23 protein-coding genes, 1 tRNA gene and 2 pseudogenes are annotated in these 26,744 nt (G+C 41.3%); 4 read left to right on the forward strand and 22 right to left on the reverse strand.

Features of this window, described 5'->3' with window-relative positions; genetic code table 11:
• Together AB5150_RS01330 and AB5150_RS01335 are read left to right on the forward strand one after the other, a co-directional pair.
• The coding region (locus tag AB5150_RS01330) for a BlaI/MecI/CopY family transcriptional regulator (RefSeq protein ID WP_368291128.1) at positions 1-167 on the forward strand (167 nt) is incomplete at its 5' end.
• 3 nt (positions 168-170) lie between these two features.
• Complete coding sequence (locus AB5150_RS01335) at positions 171-2,009, forward strand: BlaR1 family beta-lactam sensor/signal transducer (protein ID WP_368291079.1); 1,839 nt, start codon at positions 171-173, stop codon at positions 2,007-2,009.
• Here AB5150_RS01335 and AB5150_RS01340 read toward each other — a convergent pair.
• The 10 genes from AB5150_RS01340 to pflB all read right to left on the reverse strand — a co-directional run bounded on the left by AB5150_RS01340 (position 1,997) and on the right by pflB (position 15,205).
• Positions 1,997-4,186 (reverse strand): DUF6070 family protein, encoded by a 2,190-nt coding sequence (locus AB5150_RS01340; protein ID WP_156337939.1) that lies wholly within the window; start codon positions 4,184-4,186, stop codon positions 1,997-1,999. The two genes, AB5150_RS01335 and AB5150_RS01340, sit on opposite strands and share 13 nt — an antisense overlap.
• Positions 4,187-4,457: 271 nt before the next feature.
• Positions 4,458-4,910, reverse strand: a complete 453-nt coding sequence (locus AB5150_RS01345) for a GNAT family N-acetyltransferase (RefSeq protein WP_015535041.1) — start codon at positions 4,908-4,910, stop codon at positions 4,458-4,460.
• A 69-nt stretch (positions 4,911-4,979) separates the two neighbouring features.
• On the reverse strand, positions 4,980-5,375 hold the full coding sequence (locus tag AB5150_RS01350) for a C-GCAxxG-C-C family protein (RefSeq protein ID WP_055272822.1): 396 nt from the start codon (positions 5,373-5,375) through the stop codon (positions 4,980-4,982).
• 240 nt (positions 5,376-5,615) lie between these two features.
• Positions 5,616-7,706 carry an ABC transporter permease gene (locus tag AB5150_RS01355; protein WP_368291080.1) on the reverse strand — a complete coding sequence of 697 codons (2,091 nt, stop codon included), beginning with the start codon at positions 7,704-7,706 and terminating at the stop codon, positions 5,616-5,618.
• Entirely contained in the window at positions 7,693-8,460 is a 768-nt protein-coding gene (locus tag AB5150_RS01360) for an ABC transporter ATP-binding protein (RefSeq protein WP_055144940.1), read from the reverse strand. The genes AB5150_RS01355 and AB5150_RS01360 overlap by 14 nt, the downstream gene beginning before the upstream one ends.
• A gap of 175 nt (positions 8,461-8,635) precedes the next feature.
• On the reverse strand, positions 8,636-9,652 hold the full coding sequence (locus AB5150_RS01365; RefSeq protein WP_055222752.1) for a sensor histidine kinase: 1,017 nt from the start codon (positions 9,650-9,652) through the stop codon (positions 8,636-8,638).
• A 58-nt stretch (positions 9,653-9,710) separates the two neighbouring features.
• Positions 9,711-10,373: a response regulator transcription factor gene (locus AB5150_RS01370; protein WP_022216340.1), complete on the reverse strand. Its 663-nt coding sequence runs from the start codon at positions 10,371-10,373 to the stop codon at positions 9,711-9,713.
• Positions 10,374-10,375: 2 nt separating this feature from the next.
• Positions 10,376-11,590 carry a hypothetical protein gene (locus tag AB5150_RS01375; RefSeq protein WP_349092643.1) on the reverse strand — a complete coding sequence of 405 codons (1,215 nt, stop codon included), beginning with the start codon at positions 11,588-11,590 and terminating at the stop codon, positions 10,376-10,378.
• A 285-nt stretch (positions 11,591-11,875) separates the two neighbouring features.
• Entirely contained in the window at positions 11,876-12,718 is an 843-nt protein-coding gene (locus tag AB5150_RS01380) for a radical SAM protein (protein WP_004854109.1), read from the reverse strand.
• A gap of 210 nt (positions 12,719-12,928) precedes the next feature.
• Entirely contained in the window at positions 12,929-15,205 is a 2,277-nt protein-coding gene (gene pflB, locus AB5150_RS01385) for a formate C-acetyltransferase (protein WP_022216338.1), read from the reverse strand.
• A gap of 402 nt (positions 15,206-15,607) precedes the next feature.
• Between pflB and AB5150_RS01390 the strand changes: the two genes are divergently transcribed.
• The gene (locus tag AB5150_RS01390) at positions 15,608-16,303 is read left to right on the forward strand and encodes a Crp/Fnr family transcriptional regulator (RefSeq protein ID WP_004854105.1); all 696 of its coding nucleotides are present in this window, start codon (positions 15,608-15,610) and stop codon (positions 16,301-16,303) included.
• A 98-nt stretch (positions 16,304-16,401) separates the two neighbouring features.
• On the opposite strand, the gene ftsH is transcribed toward AB5150_RS01390, so the two are convergent.
• The 9 genes and pseudogenes from ftsH to AB5150_RS01435 all read right to left on the reverse strand — a co-directional run bounded on the left by ftsH (position 16,402) and on the right by AB5150_RS01435 (position 23,204).
• Complete coding sequence (ftsH, locus tag AB5150_RS01395) at positions 16,402-18,222, reverse strand: ATP-dependent zinc metalloprotease FtsH (RefSeq protein ID WP_173794490.1); 1,821 nt, start codon at positions 18,220-18,222, stop codon at positions 16,402-16,404.
• Between the two features lie 386 nt (positions 18,223-18,608).
• A tRNA-Cys gene (locus AB5150_RS01400) sits at positions 18,609-18,682 on the reverse strand.
• A gap of 5 nt (positions 18,683-18,687) precedes the next feature.
• Positions 18,688-18,779: pseudogene (locus tag AB5150_RS01405) on the reverse strand.
• A gap of 97 nt (positions 18,780-18,876) precedes the next feature.
• A complete protein-coding gene (locus AB5150_RS01410) occupies positions 18,877-19,527 on the reverse strand; it encodes a hypothetical protein (RefSeq protein WP_004854102.1) in 651 nt (216 codons plus the stop codon).
• Positions 19,528-19,653: 126 nt separating this feature from the next.
• Positions 19,654-20,436, reverse strand: coding sequence for a metallophosphoesterase (locus tag AB5150_RS01415; RefSeq protein ID WP_022216336.1), 783 nt, complete (start codon positions 20,434-20,436; stop codon positions 19,654-19,656).
• Between the two features lie 102 nt (positions 20,437-20,538).
• Positions 20,539-21,381 carry a TIGR02452 family protein gene (locus AB5150_RS01420; RefSeq protein ID WP_015535050.1) on the reverse strand — a complete coding sequence of 281 codons (843 nt, stop codon included), beginning with the start codon at positions 21,379-21,381 and terminating at the stop codon, positions 20,539-20,541.
• Between the two features lie 87 nt (positions 21,382-21,468).
• Complete coding sequence (locus AB5150_RS01425) at positions 21,469-21,846, reverse strand: hypothetical protein (protein WP_015535051.1); 378 nt, start codon at positions 21,844-21,846, stop codon at positions 21,469-21,471.
• Between the two features lie 64 nt (positions 21,847-21,910).
• Entirely contained in the window at positions 21,911-22,099 is a 189-nt protein-coding gene (locus AB5150_RS01430; RefSeq protein WP_055272812.1) for a tRNA(His) guanylyltransferase Thg1 family protein, read from the reverse strand.
• Positions 22,100-22,271: 172 nt separating this feature from the next.
• A complete protein-coding gene (locus AB5150_RS01435) occupies positions 22,272-23,204 on the reverse strand; it encodes an RNA ligase family protein (RefSeq protein WP_349092639.1) in 933 nt (310 codons plus the stop codon).
• A 546-nt stretch (positions 23,205-23,750) separates the two neighbouring features.
• On the opposite strand from AB5150_RS01435, the gene AB5150_RS01440 reads away from it, so the two are divergent.
• Positions 23,751-25,004, forward strand: a complete 1,254-nt coding sequence (locus tag AB5150_RS01440) for a deoxyguanosinetriphosphate triphosphohydrolase family protein (protein ID WP_368291081.1) — start codon at positions 23,751-23,753, stop codon at positions 25,002-25,004.
• Between the two features lie 108 nt (positions 25,005-25,112).
• Here AB5150_RS01440 and AB5150_RS01445 read toward each other — a convergent pair whose 3' ends face one another.
• The 3 genes and pseudogenes from AB5150_RS01445 to AB5150_RS01455 all read right to left on the reverse strand — a co-directional run.
• Positions 25,113-25,670, reverse strand: a complete 558-nt coding sequence (locus AB5150_RS01445; RefSeq protein ID WP_055144247.1) for an HD domain-containing protein — start codon at positions 25,668-25,670, stop codon at positions 25,113-25,115.
• A 75-nt stretch (positions 25,671-25,745) separates the two neighbouring features.
• The gene (locus tag AB5150_RS01450) at positions 25,746-26,513 is read right to left on the reverse strand and encodes an alpha/beta fold hydrolase (RefSeq protein ID WP_055144245.1); all 768 of its coding nucleotides are present in this window, start codon (positions 26,511-26,513) and stop codon (positions 25,746-25,748) included.
• 49 nt (positions 26,514-26,562) lie between these two features.
• Positions 26,563-26,744 (reverse strand): annotated as a pseudogene (locus AB5150_RS01455) (cation transporter); the annotation flags it as partial.

Genomic DNA, 26,744 nt, shown 5'->3' on the forward strand with positions numbered 1-26,744 from the left:
GTCAGGAGGAATATCGAAAACATGAAAGCTCATCTTTTCTAAAGAAGTTTTTCAATGGACACATATCCGACATGGTTTCTGCGTTTGTGGATAGTGATGAGCTTAGTGCTGATGATATAAAGGAACTTCAAGACATATTAAATGTAAAAGGCACCGGGAGGAAATAAGGCTTGACTGAATTTTTCACACATTTTTTTATCAGCAATATCTCCATAAGTTTCGCTCTGCTGCTACTGATATTTGTTCGATTTATGTTCAGAAAACAGCTAACATGTAACGGCAGATACAACACCATATATATTGTGCTGTTTCTTCTCGTAATTCCATTTATCCCTGTAAATAATTCATTTATATTCCAGGCCATAGGTTTCATACGATCATTATTTAACAGAAGTACTTCTGCCGCAAATACAGTTACTCCTTTGCCTATCAATGCCAACCCTTCATCGAATGTGAACTGGATGAACGACTTTGCTGTATCTGTAAACAGTACATCAACAATACATCCAAATGCCCTTTTTATTATCTGGCTTGCCGGAGTTTGCATATTTTCTATCCGTTTAATCGTGTCAGGCATATCACTATACAAGCTGAAAAAATCTGCTGTTCCAGTCACCGACGATACTGTCATATCGAATATATATTCGGAATGCCTTGAGCTCTGCAATGTGCGCAGATACAAACCGAAATTATATTCCTCCTCTGCTTTATCTGGAGCGGTCATTGTAGGTGTATTCCGCCCTGTTATATATATTCCACGGCAAATCAACGACTGCATATCCGATTACACAATAACCGACCTGAGACATATTTTGTTACATGAACTACAACATTTTAAACGCAGAGACAATGCCGTGAATATGTTTATCTGCATATTCTGCATACTGTATTGGTTCAATCCTGTTGTTATATACACATTACATACAGCAAGACATGACAGAGAAAAAGCATGTGACAATGATGTATTGCAGAGCCTCGGTCAAAACTATGCCGCGAAGTATGGGCAGACCATCCTCCGTGCGGCTGCAAGCAGATTCAGTAGTTCATCATCGCTATCATTCAAGAGCAAAAGCAGGAAAAAATTTCTTAAAACAAGACTTCAGCTTATTGTTGATTTCAAACCTGTCACCAAGAGAGAAAAACGAAAATGTATATATGCATTTTTCATTATCATATTGCTGATGACTGTATGTGCGCCATTATCTGTATATGCTCTGGATGATACACAATACAAGGATTTTGCCCCGGTGAATCTGGAATCCTTGGATCTATCCAGCTACTTTTCTGACTACAACGGCTGTTTTGCTCTGTACGACAAGGGAAATGATAAATGGTATATCTATAACCAGGACAAAGCCCTATGCCGCACTTCACCGGATTCTACATATAAAATATATGACGCAGTGATGGCTCTTGAACATGGCATCATAACTTCCGACAACTCATTTATGCGCTGGGATGGGAGCTCTTACCCTTTTGATGCCTGGAACACAGACCAGACACTTCGATCTGCCATGACCGGATCTGTAAACTGGTATTTTGACAATCTGGATGCAGCTATGGACCACACAGATGCGAAAAATTTTCTCGGTCTTATTGAATATGGAAATCAGAATATCAATTCAGCTCAGAACTGTTACTGGCTGGAATCCTCTCTGACTATATCCCCAGTAGAGCAGGTAGAACTGCTATGTCACCTGAAAAATAATGATTGGAAGCTGTCTAAGACAAATGTGGATACAGTCATAGAGTCCATGTTTATTGCAAACTCAGATGGAAAAAGTCTGTATGGCAAGACAGGTACCGGCAGAGTTGATGATATAAATATAAACGGCTGGTTCGTCGGATTCATTACATCTAATGATAATGATTACTTTTTCGCCACGAATATATCACTTTCTGAAAATGACAATCAGTTTTTATCAGCGGACGGACTTTCCGCATCGAAGATCTCTCTGTCAATACTGCGTGATCTAGGAATATATGCCTATGGATATCAGTCAGAATAAACCGGTATGTCACATTCCATCTTCTCTATATGATTTGACATATATTTGAAAGTACCATCATCTTCCGGTTTTACTGTAAGTGTATTTCTAAATGCAATGTCCGATCCCTTGTCAGCCCACACCGCATCAACAATAAGCGAAACAGTTCCATCATCGTTGTAGGTATAGTCCACAACCTCTCCGAATGGTGGGTACTGTTTTCCAAGGATGACATGGTATCTGTACGAATCTTTTTCTGGATTGTAATCACATTTATCCCTCAGCTCCGTCACAGTGACAGGGAACATTGACAACATAACAGACTCATATTTGTCTGCATCTATCCATCCACCATCAGGTTTCAGATTTTCACCAGTGTACAGTCTGTATATATCATCAAACATACACGGCACAAGTATATCTGATGCATTTGACTCATCCCAATCGATAACAAGCATATTGTAATTCACATAACTAAGCCCATACACATATTTTCTTGTCAATTTCCTGCATTCATCCGTCAACGGACTGACTCTGAAATACTCCTTCAGCCCACCATGGGCTATTATATTTGAGTATGTATATATAAAGTAGCCTTTTTCTGTGAGTTTCATATCTTTTAAATCCCGTATGCCAGTCGCTATAAACTTCCAGTCATGATTCTCGAATTTTGCTGTGTTGAAAATCATCTGTATCCGGCTGTCATCATACACAAATGTCATCTCCGTCACGCTTGCATCCCTGTTTACCCTATATACGCAAATGTAATCTCTCTCTCCACCATCTGTATAATTTCTATAAAAAGACTGAAATAGCTGATAATTATACATATTGGTATCATCAGCAAAACATATCAGTCCACTGCTTCCTAAGATATCTACTACATCATATATTAAATCACTATTATTCGAAATATCTTCATCCTCATACAACTTTCTTATGGCATCTGACTGCAATATTCCTATTATATTTACTTTAACATTCTCCATTTCGTCATCGGATAACAGACTATCATCAATAACATTTCCATTCTGATTTATTGTGATGGTCTTATCTCCGTAGTGCTCCTGCCACTCTTTATCAGAAAGCCTGTCTCTGTACCAATATATCCCCTCTTTGCCCATCGTCAGAACATCATTTGACACATACTCAAATCCATCATTTTCTTTCTCCTTTATTGTAACTTTATGTGTAAATAATCTTCCACTCTCATCCTTCTCCGAAACAGCATTTACTATGAGGGTTATTGTTCCGTCAGCATTATACTCAGCATCCACTACCTCTGGAAATGGAACCAATGGTGTTACACTGTGATCAAACATCCCCCTCGTTCTGTACTGATACATTTGTCTGGACACATCATATACATTGACATGCTGAAGTACATCTGTAGACACAGGCAAATACTCCTGAAACACCTTCTCGTATAACTTCCCTTCTATCATATATGTAACCCCCTCGTCCGAATAGGGACTAGACATACCATATTTCATTTTGTAAAGTGCTTCATAGATATCGTAATAATTTATTTTGTTCATATCTGATTCATCCCAATTTGTGGTAAATAAATTATTCGAATCATATCCAATCGTCTTGATATACTTTCTGTTAAGTACCCTTAACTTCTCATCCAGAGGCTCAACTCGTAATGCCGTATACGCAGAATCTCCGTCATATCCTCCCATTCTGTACCTCTCAAAAAATAGATATCCGTCTGTGTATTTCCATGTATAGGCCTTATAGTTTTCTTCATTTTTCTCAACAAAACAGTTATTCTCCCACACATAGAATCGCCTGGTTATCATAACATTGTTACCGCCTGATTTAAAATCAAACCTTACAAAGGACTTATCATACATGACCTGCAGTATTGTACATCCCGCATCTCTGTTTTCAGCCACCTCTGATAAAAACATCTCCGCATTCTCTGCATTTGCCATATTGATCTGATTCTCCACATCCACAGCTATGTACCCCTTACTTCCCATCGATTCTATTACGATCCTAGTCTGATTCAGTTTTTCTTCCTCGGTCTTGCATTTCTTATCCTGACAGGATGAATATATATCGTCCAAATCTGCAATAAACTGATTTTCATCAGATATACTAAAATCAATAACTGTCCGCTCTGCGTCTGTCACTGCATTTTTATTGGAACAACTGCATAACAATATGGCTACGCCAACCAAAAGTAGCATACAATATAACTTCTTGTATATATTACACACGTAGTATTTCAAGATAAAAAAATATAAGTTCATCATATTAAAACTCCTTTATAATAAATATTACATTTGTAATATTTATTATAAAGGAGTTTATTGCTGTGTCAATACTAATTACTTATAACTTCGCCATAAGATAAGTAACTCCGGCAGCACTGAAACATTCGCTCCGATCCAGACGTTATCTCCCACTGTGATAGGCAGGGCGATCTCAAAATGTAACTTTGCTCTATCATCATATATACTACAGCTTATACTGCATGAAATTACCATTATGAACAAATCCGAAATCCGTATACAATTTAACACCCATGTCAGATGCCGTGATCTGTATCGTTCCACATCCATAATCCCTTGCATCATTTACAACACGGGATAACAGTTCCTTTGCAATGCCCTTTCTTCTATAATTAGGGTTGGTAAACATACTGGAGAGCAACCCAATTCTTCCACTTGGGCATCCAAAATAAGGCGGTTTCTCCACAAATGACATGCCGCTTGTCCCTATAATATCATCCCCGTCAAAAGCCAGCCATGATACAAATGTTCCGTCTGCCATATGGCGGGTATAATAATCCTTAAGCGCTGGCACCAGGTCTATCTCTTCTTTTGCGCCCTCTTCCCTGAGCTGATTTATTCTCATATTTATAAATGTATCAAGTTCATTTTCTGTAAGTCTTCTGTAGTCTATTTTCATTTACTTGCATCCTCCATTCCAGAATTCCTTTTTCCTCCAGGATAGGTAAACACGTTGTTCTTGTTACATTTATTCACTCTTCACCAGTTCATCTATCAGCTCTATAGCCTCCCTGATCATGCCGTCACAGTGCACTTTCTTGATTCCGCCATTTTGGGCATTTGCCTTTAACAGATCAGCACAATCGGTCATGCCGTTGTGGTTATCTGCTATCCTGCGCCTGAACTGATTTATCACGTATGGATTCTCAACGCCCAAAGCGCCAAGTACCATAAGTCCTCCTGTGATCGCACCGCAGGTTGAACCACATTTCATGCCACCACCGAAATTAGCACTGAGCTTTGCCGCCATATCTCCTGTTATTCCGAGCTCATCCGCGTAAGCCCGCAGAATGGTCTGCGCACAGTTATTGACCATCGGTGTCTCGTTTCTTATCTCCATAGCTTTTTCTACGTGTTTATTCATTGCTGTTTCCTCCAATCCATGAACCTAATTCCTATTATATCATTATACATTATTTGTGATAATATCAAGTTTTTGATGCTTGTATTTATTTCATCCAAATCTATTCTATTAGTGACAATATTGTATCTTTCAATTGTAAAATCTCTTCCTTAAATAAAAATTTTTAGTTATACAAAAGAAATCCAGGAAAGACATATATCCTCCCTGGATCAATTATTCCTGAAAAATTTTTCATTTCCCTCACTCACTGATAATCTTCCTGCTGCACAGATACGTTATAAGGAAATATCCGCCATATATGATTACCACAATGGCAGCCGTGATTCCGATAGCACCTGCTATATCATACGCTCCCATAGTGTCAAGAATCTTCGTGCTGACCATCATTCCAAATACCGAATGGACTATGGCAAGAGCAAGTGGGAATATGAAGAATAGTCCCATCTGCGAGAAAAGAGCCTTGTTGATCATGTGCTGATCCACCCCAAGCTTCCTGAGCATCTTGTATCTCTCTATGTTATCTGTGCTCTCTGAGAGCTCTTTGAGTGCAAGGATGGCTGCTCCAGATATAAGGAATATGAGTCCGATATACATACCTATAAATGATGCGATGGCTCCGACTCCCACGCTGGCTGCTTTCACGTTGTCCTTGGTATTTACTGTGATAAGTCCGCCAAGTTCATCCTTCTTTGATACATTCCTTATGATCGTATCACTATCTTGTATGGCATCTCTGTCCTGATCGGCATACTTTCCGATGAAATACTCTTTCGCGAACTGTGCACCTTCAATGGCTGAATCCGGCACGATAAACACACCTGTGTTGAGCGGCTGTGTCGCAAGCTCTATATCACCATCTATACAATATGTGATAACCGGCTTAAGCGTCTGGCCATATACCTCTATCTCTTTTCCCTCCTGAAGTCTCTCATCACGGATCTTAACGAATATTCTATAATTTGCAAGGATGGCATACTCGTCATCGGCAAGCTGGAGCTCAGCATTGTCATAAATCTTTGCAACCTTGTTATAGTCGGACTGTGATATGATCTCCTCCGTTCCCTCATAACTAGACAAAGCGTTTACATCTATTCCAAGAGAATCAATCAGAGCCTCATCTCCCAGATAGTTTCTGATTGTAAGTGCAGGACATGTATATGTGTGTACGTCAACGTAATCTGAGAAGTAGGATCCAAGATCCACATTATTTTCACTATATACATCTTCTATGCTCTTTCCATCAGTCACCTCAAGTTTCTTCAAAAGATCATTTGTCTCGCTGTCATTACCCATCTCGTCTTCGTCATAATAGATTGAATCACTGCTCTGGGTTTTCGATATACTCACATCCGCTCTTGCGTACTTTGCAATGCCGTAATTTAAGGAATTCTTCACTGCAAGCGCTGATGAAAGCACACATATTGTCACAAAAAGCATCAGACAGATGACTGATATTGAAAGTACATTTGTGTTGACACGGCTGCTCATCTGTCTGACGACAAATGAATTGAGTCCCTTATAGTACACATTCTTCATAGACGACACGATTCTGAAGAGCATTCCGGACACTGACCAGAAGAAAAGCACCGTTGCAACGCATCCGACCACGATCCACTTGTAGAGATCATTCATGTACATGTCATTTATATCGGTAATTACCGCATGATAAGCATATCCAAGTGATACAGCTGATATCAGGAACACGATAACTGATACCCATGGATTCTTGATCTTGACGTTCTCAGACTTTCTTCCATTCTGGAAAAGGTCGATGAGCTTACATTTGCTGATGATAAATGTGTTGAAGATTATAACCACCACATATATGATTGCAAAATACAAACAGGTCTTGACAAATGCGCTGCCCGAGAACACAAAGCTGTATGATGACATATCTGCATCGAACATGTTTGCAACGAGTACACTTGTTATCTGTGAGATTCCTATTCCAGCAAGAAGTCCTACCACAAGTGATACAAGTCCGATGATAAGTGTCTCGATGAAAAGCATTGTGGACACCTTGCGTTTTTCCATTCCAAGGATGAGGTACAGACCAAATTCTTTGTTACGCCTCTTCATCAGAAAACGGCTTGCATATATGATGAGAAATCCGAGCACAAATGCGATGAACACACTGACACCCGCAATCATCTTGCTCATGAGCTGCACGACCTGTCTTGTGTCAGCCGATATCCGGAGCATTGCGGTCTGCGTCTCTATGGCATTGAACACATAGAAAATTGCAACACCGAGTACCAGAGTGAAGAAATATATGGCATAGTCCTTTATACTCTTCTTCATATTTGATACGGAAAGCTTAAAGAGCGTCATTCAGATCACCTCCAAGCAGTGTCACGACATCTATGATCTTATTGAAAAATTCTTTTCTTGTATCTCCTCCTCTTCTGAGCTCGTGGAACACCTTGCCATCCTTGATGAAAAGTATCCTGCCTGCATAGCTGGCTGTAAATGAATCGTGTGTTACCATGAGTATCGTTGTCATGAGATCCTCATTTAGGTGCTTAAGTCTCTCCAGAAGCAGCTTTGCCGACTTGGAATCGAGTGCTCCCGTAGGCTCATCTGCAAGCACAAGCTTTGGATCAGTGATGATTGCTCTCGCAGATGCTACTCTCTGTTTCTGACCGCCCGACATCTGGTACGGATACTTCTTCAGAACACTCTCGATCTCAAGCTCCTTTGCAACAGCCCTGACCTTCGCATCTATCTGTTTTGCAGGCACATTCTGTATTGAAAGTGCCAACGCAACATTCTCATACGCCGTGAGTGTGTCAAGAAGGTTGAAATCCTGAAATATAAATCCCAGCTCCTCTCTCCTGAACTCGTTGAGCTTATTGCCCTTGAGTGTTGTGATATCCTTGCCGCCCACATAGATGTGGCCGCTGCTAACCTTATCTATAGTTGAAACGCAGTTAAGCAGTGTCGTCTTACCGCTTCCCGATGCACCCATGATAGCAACGAACTCTCCTGCCTCCACATCGAATGATATTCCATCTATGGCCTTTGTCATATTGGATTTGTTTCCATAATACTTCTCAATGTTGTCAATCTTTAATATTGTTTCCATTGAAATGCCTCCTCAAATGTTTGTTTAATACTGCTCTCACCATTGAACATATTTGCAGTTTACACATTTTGAAAGCAATTGTCCTTTTTCCATTATTACCTAACATTACAATTCTGTAACCTTGGGGACGCTCACCAGATCTTGTATCCCACTATCGCAAAACTCAATTTTTATATCATCCAATCTTGTATATATCATTATGTCCAAATACTATACTCACATCTGTGTATTCGTCCACCTTTGACGCTATATCCAGCTTATGTCCCAGCTGCCTGCACAGATTGTCTATTATATAAAGTCCCATACCTGTTGATTTCGCATGTTTCCGACCATTTTCCCCGGTAAATGATTTCTTGCACACAAGTGGAATATCAGACTGCGGTATACCTATTCCATTGTCCTTTATGTGCAGAGCCATCCCGTCACCCAACGGTTCAGTCCAGATCTCTATAGTCTTTTCCTGTCCTCGGTCTATATACTTGATACTGTTGCTCACGATCTGATTTACCATAAACTCAAGCCATTTTGAATCCGTCACAACACATTCATCCACATCATGAACATTCAGCGATATGTCACCATCAAGCAGCATATCCTTGTTCTTCACAGCCACCCTTCCGATGACACTCTTAAGATTTGTCTCGGCAAATCTGTAATCTGCCGATGCATGCTCTGCCCTCACATAGTAGAGAACCTGATCTGCATATGCGTCAAGCCTTGCGACCTGATCCGTATATTTTCTCGGGATCACATCCCTGTTGTTGTGGCACATGAGCACCAGACTGGCTATCGGAAGCTTTATCTCGTGAACCCAGATCTCTATAAAATCCTTGAAATCCTCCACGCTGTCCCTGTACTTTCTCACATTCTCAGTCATGGACTTGTTGATGTCGTACATAGCTGAATACACCAGCTTGCCCTCGTAGAAGTCAGGCTCGTCCAAAGTGTCAAGTATGAGATACTTCTGATCCAGTTCATCCAGATGTCCGACCAGACTGTTGTAGAACTTATATTTTCTCAGATAATCGAAAGCGATAACCGAGACGACAAATATCACAGCCACGATCACGAACATAATTCTCATCTGTAACTGTGAGTGAAATGCCATCATGAGCAGATATGTGAATATCACAAATCCCGCATATCCCGCAATTATTCCAAGTTTATCCTTTATATACAAGCCAAATTTCATTTTGCCAAATTACTCCAATCTTTTGTCGCTGTAAATGATATATAATCCCACTTACCTGTCATACAAGTCGGTATCCCTGCTTCTTCCTGGTCTCTATGGCATCATCATATCCAAGATCCGCCAGTTTCCCCCTGAGCCTGCTTATATTTACTGTGAGCGCATTGTCATTTACAAACTCGTCATTGTCCCACAGGTCTGTCATGATCTCATCCCTCGACACTATCTTTTCCCTGTTGGCAAGCAGCAGCTGGAATATGATCATCTCATTCTTGGTGAGAACCATCTCCTGATCACCTTTGCTGATAGTCCCCTTGCTGAAGTTGACCTCCGCATCTCTGTATGATGCCGTATTCTGGCTGCCCTCCATGCGCTTGAGCACCGCCGCTATCCTAAGCAGAAGTATCGTTGGATTGTATGGCTTTGTTATATAATCATCCGCGCCATAACTCATGGACAGCACCTCATCCATCTCGGAAGTCCTGCTTGTGACCATGATGATAGGCACATCAGATTCCTTTCGTATCTCCTTCACAAGGTTTCTGCCGTTTATCCCCGGAATATTGATATCCATGAGCACTAGATTCGGTGCCGCTTTCAATATATCGTCCTTTGTATTGTCAAAGTTCTTAAGACTCTCAGCCTCATAGCCCTCATTCTCAAGTATCTGCACAAGCTCCTGACAGATACTCTCGTCATCTTCAACAACAAATATCTTTTTCACGTTTATTCCTCCTTCAGTGGCATGTCCACAAGCATCCTCGCCCTGTTGTAGACATTCAGCTTTGAACCGCTGGAATCCACATCACAGCTCACTATCATGCCCTGCGGCAGTTTCTTCTGAAGCGAAGGGTACAAACCTCTTCCGCAGGTGTGATTAGGCATACAGCCAAATGGCTGAACCGCCAAAACCTTTGGGCACTCATGGAGTATGTGTCCCGTTATCTCCGCGCCGATGAGCCAACCATCCCCGGTTTTATATCCCCAGCTCACATATCCTTCAGCCTCACGCTTCATCGTGAAGAAATCCTCCATGGTATAGAACCCATATTTTCTAAGCGCCTCTATCATTGCTCTCTGCAGGCTGCCGAAGAACTTCAGCCCCGCCTTGTAAAGCAGAGATTCAAATGTCATATTGTCCGTGAGGTGTGAATCCATATAGTACATGGCATACCAAGAAAGCCCATTTGTATGGCTCTCACATCCATTTGACTCAAGGAACTTGATCATATCCCAGTTTCCCAAGTGGCAATATTTTATGTACAGTTCCCCAACTATCCCAACACGCTGTTTTCTCTTATCATTCAGCCTTATCCTTGAAAAATCCCTGGCTATCCTGTCGAAATTCCTCTTCATCTTTCCAAGTGTCAGATTCTTTCCCTCTTTCAGATCTCTGGACAGGATGTTTATCCACTTCTGCCAAACCTTTTGTGACTGTCCCTTTTTCACCTCATTTGGCCTTGTCTGATTGATGAGCAGCATGAGTATATCTCCGTAGAATAGTCCGAACAGTGCTCTCCACACCATGAATGGCTGTACACGCATCTGACAGTCCTTCTCCAGCCCCTTAACATTCAGGGATAGTATCTTTACCCTGTCAAATCCTGCCTTTCTCACCGACTCCTTTAACACATGTAAGTAGTTGGCTCCCCTGCATGCATCCCCCGCCGTCGGCATGAGAAGTCTTGTCCGGATGATATCATATTTGCCTGACTGCAGTGCATCTATCATCTGCCCGGCATTTAACACTATCGGATAACACATATCATTGTTCACATACTTAAGTCCCACATCCGTGATATGATCCTCATTTGACAGTATGACCGGATGATAATCCTTTGAAAAAAAGGCGTACTTTATCAGAGGAAAATGCGCATCCAGCATAGCAGGGATCAGCAGTATATATTTTTCATCCCATGCGTTCTCGTCTATCTTATACATAATTTACTCCCCCATATACTTTGCAGTGATATAACGTGTTTGTAGCACTTTAATTATATATTATAACTTCTTTTGCATGCACCTAGCCACTGTTTACTAATTAATTATGTTAAACTTATTTTTTGATATAACAAAACACAGGTACTATATAAAATGTCACACCCGTTACAATGGTTTTAACATCTTATATAGCACCTGTGTCTCAACGCAAATATTTTTATAGACTGCTAGAGCATAGGCTGGGAATTGAACTATCGATGATTTTCCCGGTTCTTGTTCTTAAGTTTATTCCAGAATACTCTTTGCAAGCTTCTGCTCCTCATCAGTAGGAGGGTCGATTCCCTCAAGCTTATATGGTATTCCAAGTCTCTCCCACTCAGGGATTCCGAGCTTGTGATATGGAAGTACCTCAACTTTATCTACAGTCTTAAGAGTGTCTATGAACTCCTTAGTCTTTCTCAGATCATCCTCATCAGTTGTGATGGTTGGTACCAGTACGTGTCTGATCCACATATGCTTACCCTGATCTGACAGATACTGTGCAAGATCAAGTATATTGCTGTTGGAGAATCCTGTGAGATCTCTATGCTTGTCATCATTGATCTGCTTGATATCAAGCAGGAACAAATCTGTGAGGTTCATCAGCTCATTGAACTTGGAGAAGAATGGCTCCTCCCTTGTAAATGGATTGCCGGCTGTATCTATTGTTGTATGAATACCTTCAGCCTTTGCAAGCTTGAAAAACTCGATGAGGAAATCCATCTGAAGCAGCGCCTCACCACCGCTCACTGTTATACCACCACCGTTTTTCCAATATGGCTTATAGCGGAGCGCCTGCTTTAACAGGTCCTCAGGGGTCCTCGCCTCGATCTTGACGCCCTTATCCTTCAGCAGCTTTGTATTCTCTTCTATCTTCTTCTCAAGTTCTTCTCTCTCAGCATCGCTTGTTTCATCTGAGTAAAGCTTACTATAGTCTGTCACAAGATTCCATGTCTCTGGGTTGTGACAATATTTACATCTCATCTTGCAGCCCTGTAAAAAAACTACAAATCTTATACCTGGACCATCTACTGCTCCAAAGCTCTCTGTCGAATGGACATATCCTAAAACCTGTTTCTTTTCAGACATATTTCACCTCTAAGTTCTTCCTATTCAAATACAACTCTCAATTAATGAAAGTAATTACAAACAAAACTACATGTCTATTATCTCTTATAAAAATGATATAAATGCATATTCTTAAAAAAAGTCCCGGAGAGGTTATCCCCGGGACCATGGTTCTTGTTATATCTGACAAAGCATCTATAACTTCACTGAAAATCCAGCGTCAGCTAAGAATTAAAGTGAGTCATGGAATGTTCTGTTGATAACATCGAGCTGCTGCTCACGTGTAAGTGATATGAACTTAACAGCATATCCTGATACACGGATTGTGAAGTTAGCGTACTCTGGCTTATCTGGATTCTCCATAGCATCAAGGAGCTTATCCTTACCAAATACGTTTACGTTCAGATGATGAGCGCCCTGATCGAAGTATCCATCCATTGCGCTTACAAGCTTTGTAGCTCTCTCTTCCTCATCATGTCCAAGTGCTGATGGGTTCATTGTCTGTGTATTTGAGATACCATCCAGTGACCACTCATAAGGAATCTTTGCAACAGAGTTAAGTGATGCAAGAAGTCCTGATGTCTCAGCGCCGTAGCTTGGGTTAGCACCTGGTGCAAATGGTGTCCAAGCACGTCTTCCATCTGGAAGGTTACCTGTATACTTACCATAAACTACGTTAGATGTGATTGTAAGGATAGATGTTGTAGGCTCTGAATTACGATATGTGTGTCTCTTCTTGATGTCTGTAAGGAACTCATGAAGAAGCCATACACCGATGTTATCAGCTCTGTCGTCATCGTTACCATACTTAGGGAACTCGCCTTCGATCTCGAAGTCCTCAGCAAGTCCTGTCTCTGCGTTACGGATAACCTTAACCTTAGCGTACTTGATTGCTGACAGTGAGTCGATTACGTGTGAGAATCCAGCGATACCTGTTGCAAATGTACGACGTACATCTGTATCGATAAGTGCCATCTCAGCTGACTCATAGTAGTACTTGTCATGCATGTACTGGATGAGGTTAAGAATATTTACATAAAGTCCTGCTAACCAGTCAAGCATCTTCTTGTACTTAGCAAGTACTTCATCATAGTCAAGGTACTCTGATGTGATAGGTGAGTACTCTGGACCTACCTGCATTGGCTTACCAGTCTTCTTGTCAAGGAACTTCTCATCCTTACCACCATTGATAGCGTAAAGAAGACACTTAGCAAGGTTTGCACGAGCTCCGAAGAACTGCATCTCCTTACCAGTCTGTGTAGCTGATACACAGCAGCAGATTGAGTAATCATCGCCCCAGATTGGCTTCATTACATCATCGTTCTCATACTGGATTGAGCTTGTTCTTACAGAAATCTTAGCAGCATACTTCTTGAATGTATCCTGAAGAGCTGATGAGTAAAGAACTGTAAGGTTTGGCTCTGGAGCTGGTCCCATGTTCTCAAGTGTATGAAGGAATCTGTAATCGTTCTTTGTAACCATTGAACGTCCGTCAACACCGATACCACCAACCTCAAGAGTAGCCCATACAGGATCTCCTGAGAACAGCTCGTTGTATGACTTAATTCTTGCGAACTTAACCATACGAAGCTTCATTGTGAAATGATCGATAAGCTCCTGAGCCTCAGCCTCTGTAAGCTTACCAGCCTTAATATCTCTCTCAATGTAGATATCAAGGAATGTAGATACACGTCCAACTGACATAGCTGCACCGTTCTGAGTCTTGATAGCTGCAAGGTATCCGAAGTATAACCACTGAACAGCCTCTTTAGCGTTTGAAGCTGGCTTTGAAATGTCATATCCGTATGACTGAGCCATAACCTTCATCTCTTTGAGACGCTTAATCTGCTCTGAAAGCTCTTCTCTCTGACGGATGACATCATCAAACATGTTGCCATCGCCACAGTTAGCCTTATCCTCTTCCTTCCAAGCGATAAGCTGATCAATACCGTAAAGAGCAACTCTTCTGTAGTCACCTACGATACGTCCACGACCATATGTGTCAGGAAGTCCTGTTACGATATGTGTATGACGAGCTGCCAGCATCTCTGGTGTGTAAGCATCAAATACTGCCTGGTTGTGTGTCTTGTGATACTCAGTGAAGATCTTGTGGAAGTTCTCGTTTGGAGTATATCCATACATCTGAAGAGCCTCCTCAGCCATCTTGATACCACCATAAGGCATAAATGCTCTCTTAAGTGGCTCATCTGTCTGAAGACCTACAATCTGCTCAAGATCCTTTGTCTCTGGATCAATGTAGCCTGGGCCATAAGATGTGATGCTTGATACAACATCAGCATCCTCCTTTAAAACTCCACCGTTATCTCTCTCAGCCTTCTGAAGTGCCTGAAGCTTATCCCAAAGCTTGTTAGTAGCATCTGTTGGGGCTGCAAGGAAACTCTCGTCTCCATCGTACTGTGTGTAGTTGTTCTGGATGAAGTCTCTTACATTACACTCTTCCTTCCAGAGTCTACCTGTGAATGATTCCCATTCCTGGTTCTGTAACATGATAAAATTTCTCCTTTCAGTGTTTTAATATGTGAAAATGTGACACACTATTTACTTATTATACAGAATAATCTTCTATAATTCAATAATGCTTATCACATTCCTTGCTTTTCATTTGTAAGTATATTATACTTTACTCATAAATTCGGTTGTTATAACCACGTAATGAAGATTTAAACAACTTTTTTTGAAAAAATTTGAGAAAATATATGAATAATATATATTGTGTATGGACAAGGGATAATTTATTACACATATACAATATACTGTGTTTTGAAAAAATATACATCCTATAGCTGAAAGCCTGATCGCACCCCTGCATCATGACACCTTGTCACTATAATATACTACGCTGCAGACTGCTGCTCTGCATAGAAATAAATAATAAGATGGAGGTTATGTATGAAACTTAAAATTCCTCAATATCAATTGTCTGAAGTACTCAACATGATGGCATTTAAAGGAATCTCTGAAGCCGATATCAAAACCATGATGGATCTCAGGATCCTGCGCGAACACTATTACAGATACAACTCCACTATATTCAAAGCCGGCGAAATAACCGAGGAGCTTGGAATAGTCATCAAAGGCCGGGTGATTGTTGAGAATGTTGACTACTGGGGCTCCAAAAGTATCCTGAGTTCAGCACTTCCTGGAAAGGTGTTCGGTGAAACATACGCCCTGTCCGGACACAAACTCATGATCGACGCAAGAGCAACAGAGCCTACTATCGTATTCCTGCTCAACGCACAGGATATCATGTCCGGCAAATACAACAGTTATCCGTGGCATCTGCAAATGCTGAAGAATCTTCTTCTCCTATCATCGAGAAGAAGTCTCACACTCTCTCTTCATATCTTCTATATAAAGCCAAAGAAGATACGTGAGCGTGTCAGCTATTATCTCTCAGGACTTGCCAGCTCTCTTGGAACAACTGAGTTCGATATCCCATTTAACAGGGAACAGTTTGCCGACTACCTGAATGTCGACAGAACCGCACTGTCAAAGGAGCTGTCCAACATGCAGAGTGAAGGACTTATAGAGTTCAAAAAGAATCATTTCAAACTGTTGGAGCTTGACCACGAGGAATTGACGTAATACTACTATTCTGAATCCAGTACAAGTCTATCTTATGATTACCGGGTGCGGAATTGTAAAATGCCAGCACCCGGTAACTGAAATTATATCTAAGAGAATCATGAATTCAATATCTTCATAAACTCCTCGCCTGTGATCGTCTCCTTCTGATACAGATAATTGGAAAGCTCATCAAGCTTCGCTCTGTTCTCGAGGATAATGGTTGCCGCCTTCTCATGCTGCTTTCTTATAAGCTCCACAACCTTCTTGTCTATGAGTGTCTGCGTCTCTGCCGAGCACGAAAGTGATGAATCACCGCCAAGGTATTTGTTAGTTTCTACCTCCATGGCTACCATATCAAAATCTTTGCTCATTCCGTATTTGGTGATCATAGCTCTTGCAAGCTTTGTTGCCTGTTCTATATCGTTGGAGGCTCCCGTTGTAATAGATCCAAATACTATCTCCTCTGCAGCTCTTCCGCCTGTGAGTGTCGCTATCTTATTCTCAATCTCTTCCTTGGTCATAAGATAGTGATTACCCTCATCCACCTGCATGGTGTAACCAAGAGCTCCTGATGTTCTCGGAACTATGGTTATCTTCTGGACAGGCGCTGAATCAGTCTGCTTGGCAGCTACAAGCGCATGTCCGATCTCATGGTATGACACGACAAGCTTCTCCTTGTCTGTAAGTATCGCATTCTTTCTCTGGTAACCTGCAATTACGACCTCTATGCTCTCTTCCATATCGGCCTGTGTCACGAAGCCTCTGCCGGCTCTGACAGCCCTGAGCGCCGCCTCATTTACAATATTTGCGAGCTCGGCACCTGATGCACCTGATGCCATTCTGGCTATCTTATTGAAGTCTACATTGTCTCCTATCTTGACCTTCTTGGCGTGAACCTTGAGTATATCCTCACGTCCCTTGAGATCAGGAAGTTCTACAGGTACTCGTCTGTCAAATCTTCCCGGTCTGAGCAGTGCAGGATCAAGCGAATCCGGTCTGTTGGTTGCTGCAAGAATGATGACACCATTGTTGCCTTCGAATCCATCCATCTCGGTGAGGAGCTGGTTAAGTGTCTGCTCACGCTCATCATTGCCGCCTATCTGCCCGTCTCTCCTCTTACCTATGGCATCTATCTCATCGATGAACACTATACATGGAGCCTTTTCCTTTGCCTGCTGGAACAAATCCCTTACCTTTGAAGCACCCATACCTACGAACATCTCAACGAACTCTGAACCGGACATTGAGAAGAAAGGTACATTCGCCTCTCCGGCTACAGCCTTGGCAAGCATGGTCTTACCTGTTCCCGGAGGACCCACAAGAAGAATACCCTTTGGCATGGAAGCGCCGATCTCCTTGTACTTTCCAGGATTGTGAAGATACTCAACTATCTCAGTCAAATTCTCCTTCGCCTCATCCTCTCCGGCGACATCTGTAAACTTTATTCCCTCTGTGGAATTAACATATATCTTCGCATTACTCTTGCCCATTCCAAACATCATGGAATTCTTGCCGCCTCCGGCGTGCTTCATCATCTGATTGGCAAGCATTCTTCCAAGTAATGTGAATATAAGTATAGGCACGATCCAACTGAGTATAAAACTGAGTATCGGTGATGTCTGCTTGATCTCCTGACCTGAGAACTTGGCTCCCGACTTGTAAAGTCGCTCGGTTAAGTTCTCATCACTCACCATAGCAGTCTTATACACCTTCTTGTCATCTTTGCCTGTAAAATAGATGACATTTGACTGTGCCTCAATGTCTACCTCATCGATCTTCTTGTCATCTGTCATGGATATGAACGTACCATAGTCCACCTCCTCTATACTTCTCTCAGCAAACCATGGGACAAATATGAAATTGAGAACCATTATTATGATAAGCACTATCAGATAATAAAATATCAGCGGCTTCTTTGGCTGTTTTACTTCTTTCATATAAAAATCCTCCTTGTGATATTTTTTAGGATATATATGTCTGACACAATACAGAAACGCCATTATCATATATATTATTCTAACCTTATATCACAAGGAGGATTTATTCAATTAATTATTTCTAAAATTTGTATAACACTTTTGAAAATACAGGCAAAATTATAAATATTGCTTACAGTACAGCCATGTGGGCAGCTTCGGGCTGATCAGTCAGCACCTCCATTAACCATTCTCATGGATTTCAGCATCATATTCTGATGCCTAAAGAACAATTATTATATATCTGATATCTATTCAACACTCTTATAAGTTAACCAATACCCATTATCTATTAACCGGTGACTATTAACAGTTCAAGCCCGCCTTCCTTAAAGAAGAATACCATTTGGGTTCTTGTACAGGGATCGAACCTGTATTCATGCTGTTGCAGAGCATTGTCTTACCATTTGACCAACAAGATAATTTTGGCGCGATTAGAGGGAGTCGAACCCTCGCGGCAAATATTTTTTGCCCTATGACTGTTTAGCCATTCCCTTAAACCACTTGGGTATAAACGCTTAAGTACACACTTATCGCCGTGTGCTGCGGACTGAATAGAAGCTATTCGTACTGTAAGCAATACTTATGAAGAATTTACCTGTCCGTTCTGAAATATCAGAACTCTACATATGTAGTCGCGTTCGATATTCTTATAGCGCTCTCAAGATTAGCTTTAAGCTCATCCTGTCTGCCCTGTAAGTCTCCAACAACCTTTTCAGCGTCAATTGGATCCACCATGCTGTATACAAGATTATCGCAGTAGGCAGATATGCTTTTCAGACTGTCGTCACTGAGAACCTTCTTATCACTTGAAGCAAGCGCTGTACTCATGGCCTCCTTCTGTCTGTCGGCATTCTCCTGTGACTTATTGATAGCCATCTTGGCCTTGGTGAAATCGTTATTTATCTTTCTGATAAGAGCGTCATCAAAGTTAGTATTTGAGAAACTTCTTCCAAGTAAAGTCTTTCTGAGATTGATTGCCGCTGCCCTCGTCATGGTCACCCCTGCCACCTCTATATCCGTAGTGGCATTTGCAAGCAGGATCGCTGCATCAAGCCTGTTGTATCTGCTTATGAGATCCCTTATACTCTGAAGATCCGCCCTCGCCTCGTCATCAAACTCCTGCACGCTCTTCTTACCACCGATAACGATATCATCTGATGTCTTTTTCACTGTCACAAAACTGGCTCTGTCTATGGCATCATTGATCTTCTTTATCAGAAGGTCTCTCTCATCCAGAGCTCTTGTCACTATCATTTTCTCCATAATATTCGTATCCTCCTTATTTTAATAATTACATTTATATGTTATCCCCTTTTATTTCAGGTGATTTTTAACATCTGGCTCTTCAAATATGATCTGTTCATCACGATATTTGCTATCTCTAACGAACTAATTCCATACCACAGGCACCATATCATAATATATAAGTCTGTGCTTCGTATCCACGTACATATCCTCGTGATAATGTCCGAAGTACCACATGGAATATTCAAGTTTTCCTTCAAGTTCCTCAAAGAAATCCGTCAGTATATTCTGAGCGTACAATTCATGCAGGCGTCCATGCATCCTCTTTATATCTTCAAGCTTCAGCTGTATAGTGTTTGATGCGCAATGGGTTATGACATAGTCGACCTTGTAATCACAACTCTCAAGATTTACCCTTGCTTCCTCTATCTCTGTATCTGTCGGAAGCTCCTGTTTCCACCATGATGTGTTCAATATTCTGAACGGTCTGCCACTCCCCATTGCCAAATTATATTTATGCTCGAACAAAGGATCATCCTTATCAAGCACGCCACCGCTTATATCGTGGCTCTGTGCTCCTCCGAACGTAAAATATCTTTTTCCCTCTATATCGAATACCTGTCCGCGCTCAAGAAGTATCACCTTATCACGGACTATATGCCGCACTTTGCCACCATGCCACTTCTCCACCGGGTATTCATCTATCATATTGTAATTCTCATGATTTCCCTGAACCCATAGAAGTGTAAATGACTGCTTTGCGAAGAATTCACAGTCCTGTTCAAAGGACTCTCCTTTTGCCCAGAGCAAACCAAGATCCCCGCATACGATCACTGTATCATTTTCAGTTAGATCCGGGCAGCAGGAAAATCCTCCTGACATAAATCTCCCAAACCTCCCGTGACAGTCGCCTGTAATATAAATCATTTCAAAATCACTCCTTTATTTAATTGCCTTGTAATCCGGCTCATCCGGCAGACTTATGTTCGCCTTTGCATACTCAAGTCTTCTCTCGTACCAGTTTGTTTTTTACAATGAACTTAATACGCTATTAAACACTCTGTAATTGGAATCGTCGCTTGGTCTGCAGTATACAGCAAACTCGATATTCTTAAATGCGTACATATAATCCCTCACCACATTTGCCGCAGCAGTTGCCACGACCTGCGGTTCGTTACAGAATGCTCCGCAACCAAACGCCCCGAGTATTACTGTGTCTGCATGATTTATAACCGCGCTGTCAAGTATTCTTCTGAGTCTTTTCTCATGGATGACCTGAAGTTCTCTATTGCTGGGTGTCACCGCTCTCGTTCCATCTCCGGAATTATATCTATTGCTGGGGGTTTCCCTGAGATTTGGCGCCGCACATGTGATCACATCAACTATATACCAGTCATCACGCTCCATTAGTTCCGGACGATCTGTATCAGTCTTGAACACAACGATATCTGGAGTGTATATGATGTCATCGTTATGTATTGGATCATGCGCCGCTCTGTGCGGTGTGTAGAACATTCCCCACATATCAGGGGTGTTCAGACAGAAATACAGATTGGAACATCTGCAGAGACATTCCTCCTGCGCCCCCGCACCATTTACAACTCCGCCGCCTGGATTTGTCGCTGATGCAAAGTTATGCACTGCTACATGATTCCCTTTATAGGCCTTTGCCGCCTCATAGGTTCTCTTCTTTGAGACAACCACATTTGCCTTTTTGTAAATATTCAGTTCAGGCGTTGGTATAACCTCCGCCTCTGCTATAAAGCGCTGATTTGCCACCGATATCTTTGTGACAGCTGAAAGCTCAGCATCCGTCTTGCACATGCGCTCTGTATCCTGAAATATACTTCTGTTCATCTCTCTGCGATCCATATTTTTTACACCCCTTTGATATTATGCTATTACATTACTCTATTATCCTGTTAGTTTTTTAACCTGCTATTCCAATACTCTCTGTTTTTACTGCTCTCCAATATATATAAGATGGTCAACATACTCTCTTTCCTCGCCCTTGAATATCGGTATATCATTGTCTATCATCCATCCTCTGGAATTTTCGTTGCTGCTGTCTCCTGTACATGACGGGACTTCATCTGCCTGTCCCCTGATGCAGCAGCTTCCTCTCTTGCATGTCACCGAAAAGTCATTCCAGTTTATATTCTTCTCAAGCATCAGCATATCCTGTATATCACCGGTGGACTTGCCATGCATCTGCTTCTGTGAGAAATTGGCATGTCCAACCATCTGTATCGAATTGCGGGATGCGTCGAGCTGCCTCCAATATATGAGATTCGTCACCTCTTCCTTCGGTATATTGAAGCATCTTGAATCAAACATCGCCCCAGTCTCACAGGCCTTATCAAGGACTTTGATATATTTGGGATCCTCCGTACCCTCTTCTTTAACCGCCTGCCTGCATAGCTCTCATAAAAACAGAATCAAACGGTCTCTTAAAATTCCTTGTATATGTATGAAATGCCTTGCCGTCTATTCGTATCGCAACCGGACAACGTCTCATAAGCTTTGTCTTCGGTATCTGCTCATAAAAATTCTTCATTCTGGTACCTATATCATCTCGAAGTCTTGCCACACTGCCACTTCCTTTCTTCCAAATCTTTCATATATTTCAAGTCGTTCATATCTTTCAAATCTTCCGCATATTCATTTATTGATATGCCCTAGTTTATATCACATCCGGCTGATTGGCTATGAACCCGTAGTTTAAAAATCTAAATGTTCCTCTTTACGCTTATAGCCGTGTATCAAATTTTCCATTCTTTTCTGAATATCTCTATCCCAACCTTCATACACATCTTTCCGGCATAGTTTCCCGCCTTCTGAATGATTTCGGGTTCTTCTTTCAGGCAGTCTTCATAAATTCTCTTTGGAAGATTCTTATAAATAATCTGCAAATCCTTCCTCTCAATTTTTTCGGGAATTATTCCTTCATCCACAAGCTTATTTACTATTTTCCGCACCCTGGCCTCGGTGACGATCGTTCGAGCATATCTTTCTGCCTCATCCATGTCTGCTTTTTTCTGTTGATCATCCCTTTTCCTCATATTCTGCCTGCGGTTATCCACCTTTATCTCATAAAATTCTGGATTTACATACTTCAAAACATGTGGCTCACGTCCCTCCAAAAGAGCCGTCTGGTTCTTTATGACAATTCCCTCCTGCTTTTTTCCATAGGCGGGATCATTTGCAAACTGTTTACAGTGTTCCCAGCTTATAAATTTCCCATAATAGAGTTCATGTACATATGGAATGCCACATTCATCTGCAATAGATTTCACAGAGTCCTGAGACAGCCACTGATCAGCATCTCCATCGAATATGCTGAACAGATAAAATTTGTCATAGTTATCTTTTTCATATATCACCGTATGTTTCACAAGCCACTCTCCGAAAAATATGTAATGTGGATACCTTGCAAATGGTTCCTTGTCCATTTTCTGAACATATTCCCAGAATCCTCTTAAGTTCTGGTCCTTACTCAGCTCATTATTACGGCTGAACGCTCTGAGGACATCCTCTTTTTCGTCATACCGTATACTTGCATTGGCCCCATCCACTTTTTCCGTGATACTGATGATATCTCCAACCTGAAATGCCCCTGTGTTTACCGTGAATGTGATGTCATCGAGCATTGTTTCTCTTTCCCTTACCACCTGGATATCTATATATTTCTTCACAATCGACCTCCAAATTTTTGACATTTAACAGATCTGCTTGCAACGCATTATAGCTAGTGTTTCTGCCGTTTTCAACGCATTTCAAGCAACTTCTGCATTTTCAGTCAAACGCTGATTTTCAGCCATTTGTGGGCATTTTCAGGGATAAAAAATTTGTTACCCCTGCACAAAACTTAAGCTGGAACATAAGGTGAATTTCTACCCCATAGACAAATAAAATGTAGAACATAAGATAACCGATTTTACCCCATGCACAAAAACGGGCAAGAAAACGACATGCCCGAAGCTTCCCAGGCACATAATGAATTGTTTCCCCAAGGTTTAATAGTCTCACAAAATATAGTATTTTTAAAGTTTATGATAAAATATAATTTATAATCACTGTCATATGGTCCTCAAATATACCGATTTAGTAATAAATAACTTTCAGCACATTTGACTTATGATCTCAAGAATATTTATAATAATTCATATGCATTCTGATATATATGGTCTAAGCAGGCTGCATATGTTGACTATCACATTTTACTGAACAGGAGATTTTTAATGAGTGTAAATAAAGATTCAAAATACCATTCTTTATCAAAAGAAGTTTATGAACAGATCTTAGGCGACCGTGAACACGGCAAGATAAACCCATATGCATGCAAAGACTCTGACATTATAAGGCGTCAACCAGACCATGATGCCCCACATCTGTGGAGACCGGCATTCGTCATGGATGTGGAAAAGATACTTCACAACAACTATTACAATCGCTATTCTGATAAGACACAAGTTATCTCATGCTACAAGAACGATGACATATCAAGACGTGCACTCCACGTCCAGCTTGTATCCAGAATTGCAAGGACTATCGGAATGACTCTTGGACTCAATCTTGATCTCATAGAGGCAATCTCCCTTGGACATGACATCGGACATACTCCATTTGGTCATGCTGGAGAGCGTTATCTGAATGAGATCTACAACGAGCATACCGGAAGACTCTTCAACCACAACATCCACAGCGCCAGAGTACTTGACAAACTTATATTCCGAAATATCAGTCTCCAGGTGCTTGATGGTGTTATATGTCACAACGGTGAAATGGAACAGCAATGCTATACACCTAAGACATTTAACGCAGACGATCCATGGGGAGAATTTGACAGATCGGTTGAGGACTGCTACACAGATCCTTCTGCAAATAAAAAACAGATCCCAGGTACACTTGAAGGCTGTATCATGAGGATCAGCGATATCATAGCCTACCTCGGAAAAGACAGGCAGGATGCAATAAAGATCGGTCTCATTCCAAATGATGATTCTTTCTCTGCAGGCAGCCTTGGATCCTCCAACGCCCAGATAATTCACAATATGACTGTCAATATCATAGAAAATAGCTACGGAAAACCTTATATAAGCATGGATCCGGATGTATATGAGACCTTCTCCAAAGCCAAGACTGAGAATTACCAGAACATATATAACAACGACAGCCTCAACACAATGTATAATGACAACATAAAGCCAATGTTCTATTGTATATACGAAGAATTACTGAGGCAGGCTAAGAGCAAAGGCACTGATTCCATATTGTATAAACACCATGTCAACTACATAAAAGATGCAAACCGGTATAGCAATTATTTTGGTAAAAAGGAATTCATCGACAATTATCTCAGTCAGGATCCAAACGAAATCGTAGTAGACTTCATCGCCAGCATGACCGATGACTATTTCATAGATCTGTATGAATACCTTTTTCCAAATGGGACATACAAGGTCGACTATGTCGGATACTTTGACAACATCTGATCATAATTGTCAAAACAAATACCTCCCGGGCAGACCGTTATATTCCATCATCCGCCTAGGAGGTATTATCATACATTTTTGTAATTAAAAATAACTATTCACTATCGACTACTTGCCGGTCTGATCTGACATTTTCTCTGCAAGTTTCTTACATTCAGCCTCAAATTCACCTTCCACTTCTCGCCATGGTCTTTCGGCCACAGCAGGGACTGAACTAAGGTTATCCGTATTCCTGTGCGCCTCGCCTTTCATCAGATTCTTAAGTTCGAAGTTCATCATATCATCATCTATCTGTTTCCACATAGCATTCTCTTCTTCGCTCAGATCAGCAAGTCCAAATCGCTCAAGTATAACGTTCATGATCGAACTCTCTATCTCAAGATAATTGGACAAATGCGCTTTTACCGGTCTGATTATGTCTGATATATACGCCTCGCTGGCATCGTGCAACAGACAGGCAAGCTGTAACCGCTCTGACCATCCCCTTGCCTTCGCCTCATTCATACAGTTGATGGAGTGCTGTGCCACAGAAAAGAAATAGGACACATGCCCTCCGCCGCGGCACGTGAGGCTTAACGCATGCGCTATATCCTGTATTGATATGTCAGAAGTCGTCATATTCATCGGATCTATTTTGTTCCCCGTATACGTGTTCATCGTTGCCATATCACAGTCTCCTTATCCTTATCTATCAGCATTTTAAGATAGTATATCCTTGTCGTATCATATTCCACTTTTAATTCATTCAATGTCTAGCAATTCAGAAATAATATCATTGAATTGTCTGCTCTGATCTATGTTGCACACGTGACCACAATGCTCTATTATTATCAGCTCCGCATCTGTCAGATCAGTTTCCTCCACGATTCCATTTATAAAACACAGATCACCACGCCCGGAAATATATACATTCTCCTCGTGTAATCTGCTCACGAACTCGTCACAAAGTGAAAAATGCTCAATAAAAATATTCATATATGCCTTAAATTCCTGACTGTTTAATGCCTTGGCACATTTGCAGAACACCTTCCTGCTTGTCTTGCTGACTTTCCATGGCATAAATAACTTTGCCATTATTCTGTAGACGACAGGAAATGGAAGTTTGTCACCTATCTTAGCAAAGACATTGACAGCACGCCTGAGTGGTTTGCCAACCGTGCCAAGCGCACCCACAAGTATTGCTTTATCTATGTAACTTCCACATCTCATCTCCATATATTTGATAAATATAGTTCCAAGTGATACGCCCATAAAAACAGCTCGCTGTATCCCCCGCTCATCAAGCACCTGCGTTATCTCACCCACGACAACATCCAGCGTACTTCCCATCTTGGACAATTTCAGTTCACTGTCTCCATGACTTGGCAAAGTTATCGCCAGAACATTAAACTTCTTTTGAAGCAAGGGAATCTGATTCTTCCATACCCTGTTGTTTCCTCCAAATCCATGAAGCAGAACTATATATCTATCGGTATCACATGAGCTTTCAAAAACTTCATAATGTAACAATATCCTTGCATCCCCTTGATCATTTATATTTTGTATTACAGCTTTACTATCAATCTGGTATGACCTCTATATACACCTGATCATACTTATCCCTTAGCTCCTGTTTTATCTCGTCTCTCACCTTATGAATGATACTTATATGTATCACATCCGTCTGATTTCCTATATATACCTCAACCCACAGCTTCCGCCCAGTCTGGATGACATCCAGAAAAGTGACCTCATATGGGT

It is taken from the genome of Coprococcus sp. RTP21281st1_F1_RTP21281_210402 (assembly GCF_040915325.1).
GTDB classification, from domain to species: Bacteria; Bacillota; Clostridia; order Lachnospirales; family Lachnospiraceae; genus Coprococcus; species Coprococcus aceti.

Coding starts and splice junctions, on each gene's coding strand:
- AB5150_RS01425 (WP_015535051.1), bottom strand. CDS start 21,846: ATGTTTGATTCAAGATGCTTCAATATACCGAAGGAAGAGGTGACGAAT.
- AB5150_RS01445 (WP_055144247.1), bottom strand. CDS start 25,670: ATGGCAACGATGAACACGTATACGGGGAACAAAATAGATCCGATGAAT.
- pflB (WP_022216338.1), bottom strand. CDS start 15,205: ATGTTACAGAACCAGGAATGGGAATCATTCACAGGTAGACTCTGGAAG.
- AB5150_RS01440 (WP_368291081.1), top strand. CDS start 23,751: ATGAGTGTAAATAAAGATTCAAAATACCATTCTTTATCAAAAGAAGTT.
- AB5150_RS01345 (WP_015535041.1), bottom strand. CDS start 4,910: ATGAAAATAGACTACAGAAGACTTACAGAAAATGAACTTGATACATTT.
- ftsH (WP_173794490.1), bottom strand. CDS start 18,222: ATGAAAGAAGTAAAACAGCCAAAGAAGCCGCTGATATTTTATTATCTG.
- AB5150_RS01390 (WP_004854105.1), top strand. CDS start 15,608: ATGAAACTTAAAATTCCTCAATATCAATTGTCTGAAGTACTCAACATG.
- AB5150_RS01365 (WP_055222752.1), bottom strand. CDS start 9,652: ATGAAATTTGGCTTGTATATAAAGGATAAACTTGGAATAATTGCGGGA.
- AB5150_RS01375 (WP_349092643.1), bottom strand. CDS start 11,590: ATGTATAAGATAGACGAGAACGCATGGGATGAAAAATATATACTGCTG.
- AB5150_RS01340 (WP_156337939.1), bottom strand. CDS start 4,186: ATGCTACTTTTGGTTGGCGTAGCCATATTGTTATGCAGTTGTTCCAAT.
- AB5150_RS01355 (WP_368291080.1), bottom strand. CDS start 7,706: ATGACGCTCTTTAAGCTTTCCGTATCAAATATGAAGAAGAGTATAAAG.
- AB5150_RS01410 (WP_004854102.1), bottom strand. CDS start 19,527: ATGGAGAAAATGATAGTGACAAGAGCTCTGGATGAGAGAGACCTTCTG.
- AB5150_RS01360 (WP_055144940.1), bottom strand. CDS start 8,460: ATGGAAACAATATTAAAGATTGACAACATTGAGAAGTATTATGGAAAC.
- AB5150_RS01415 (WP_022216336.1), bottom strand. CDS start 20,436: ATGATTTATATTACAGGCGACTGTCACGGGAGGTTTGGGAGATTTATG.
- AB5150_RS01350 (WP_055272822.1), bottom strand. CDS start 5,375: ATGAATAAACACGTAGAAAAAGCTATGGAGATAAGAAACGAGACACCG.
- AB5150_RS01420 (WP_015535050.1), bottom strand. CDS start 21,381: ATGGATCGCAGAGAGATGAACAGAAGTATATTTCAGGATACAGAGCGC.
- AB5150_RS01380 (WP_004854109.1), bottom strand. CDS start 12,718: ATGTCTGAAAAGAAACAGGTTTTAGGATATGTCCATTCGACAGAGAGC.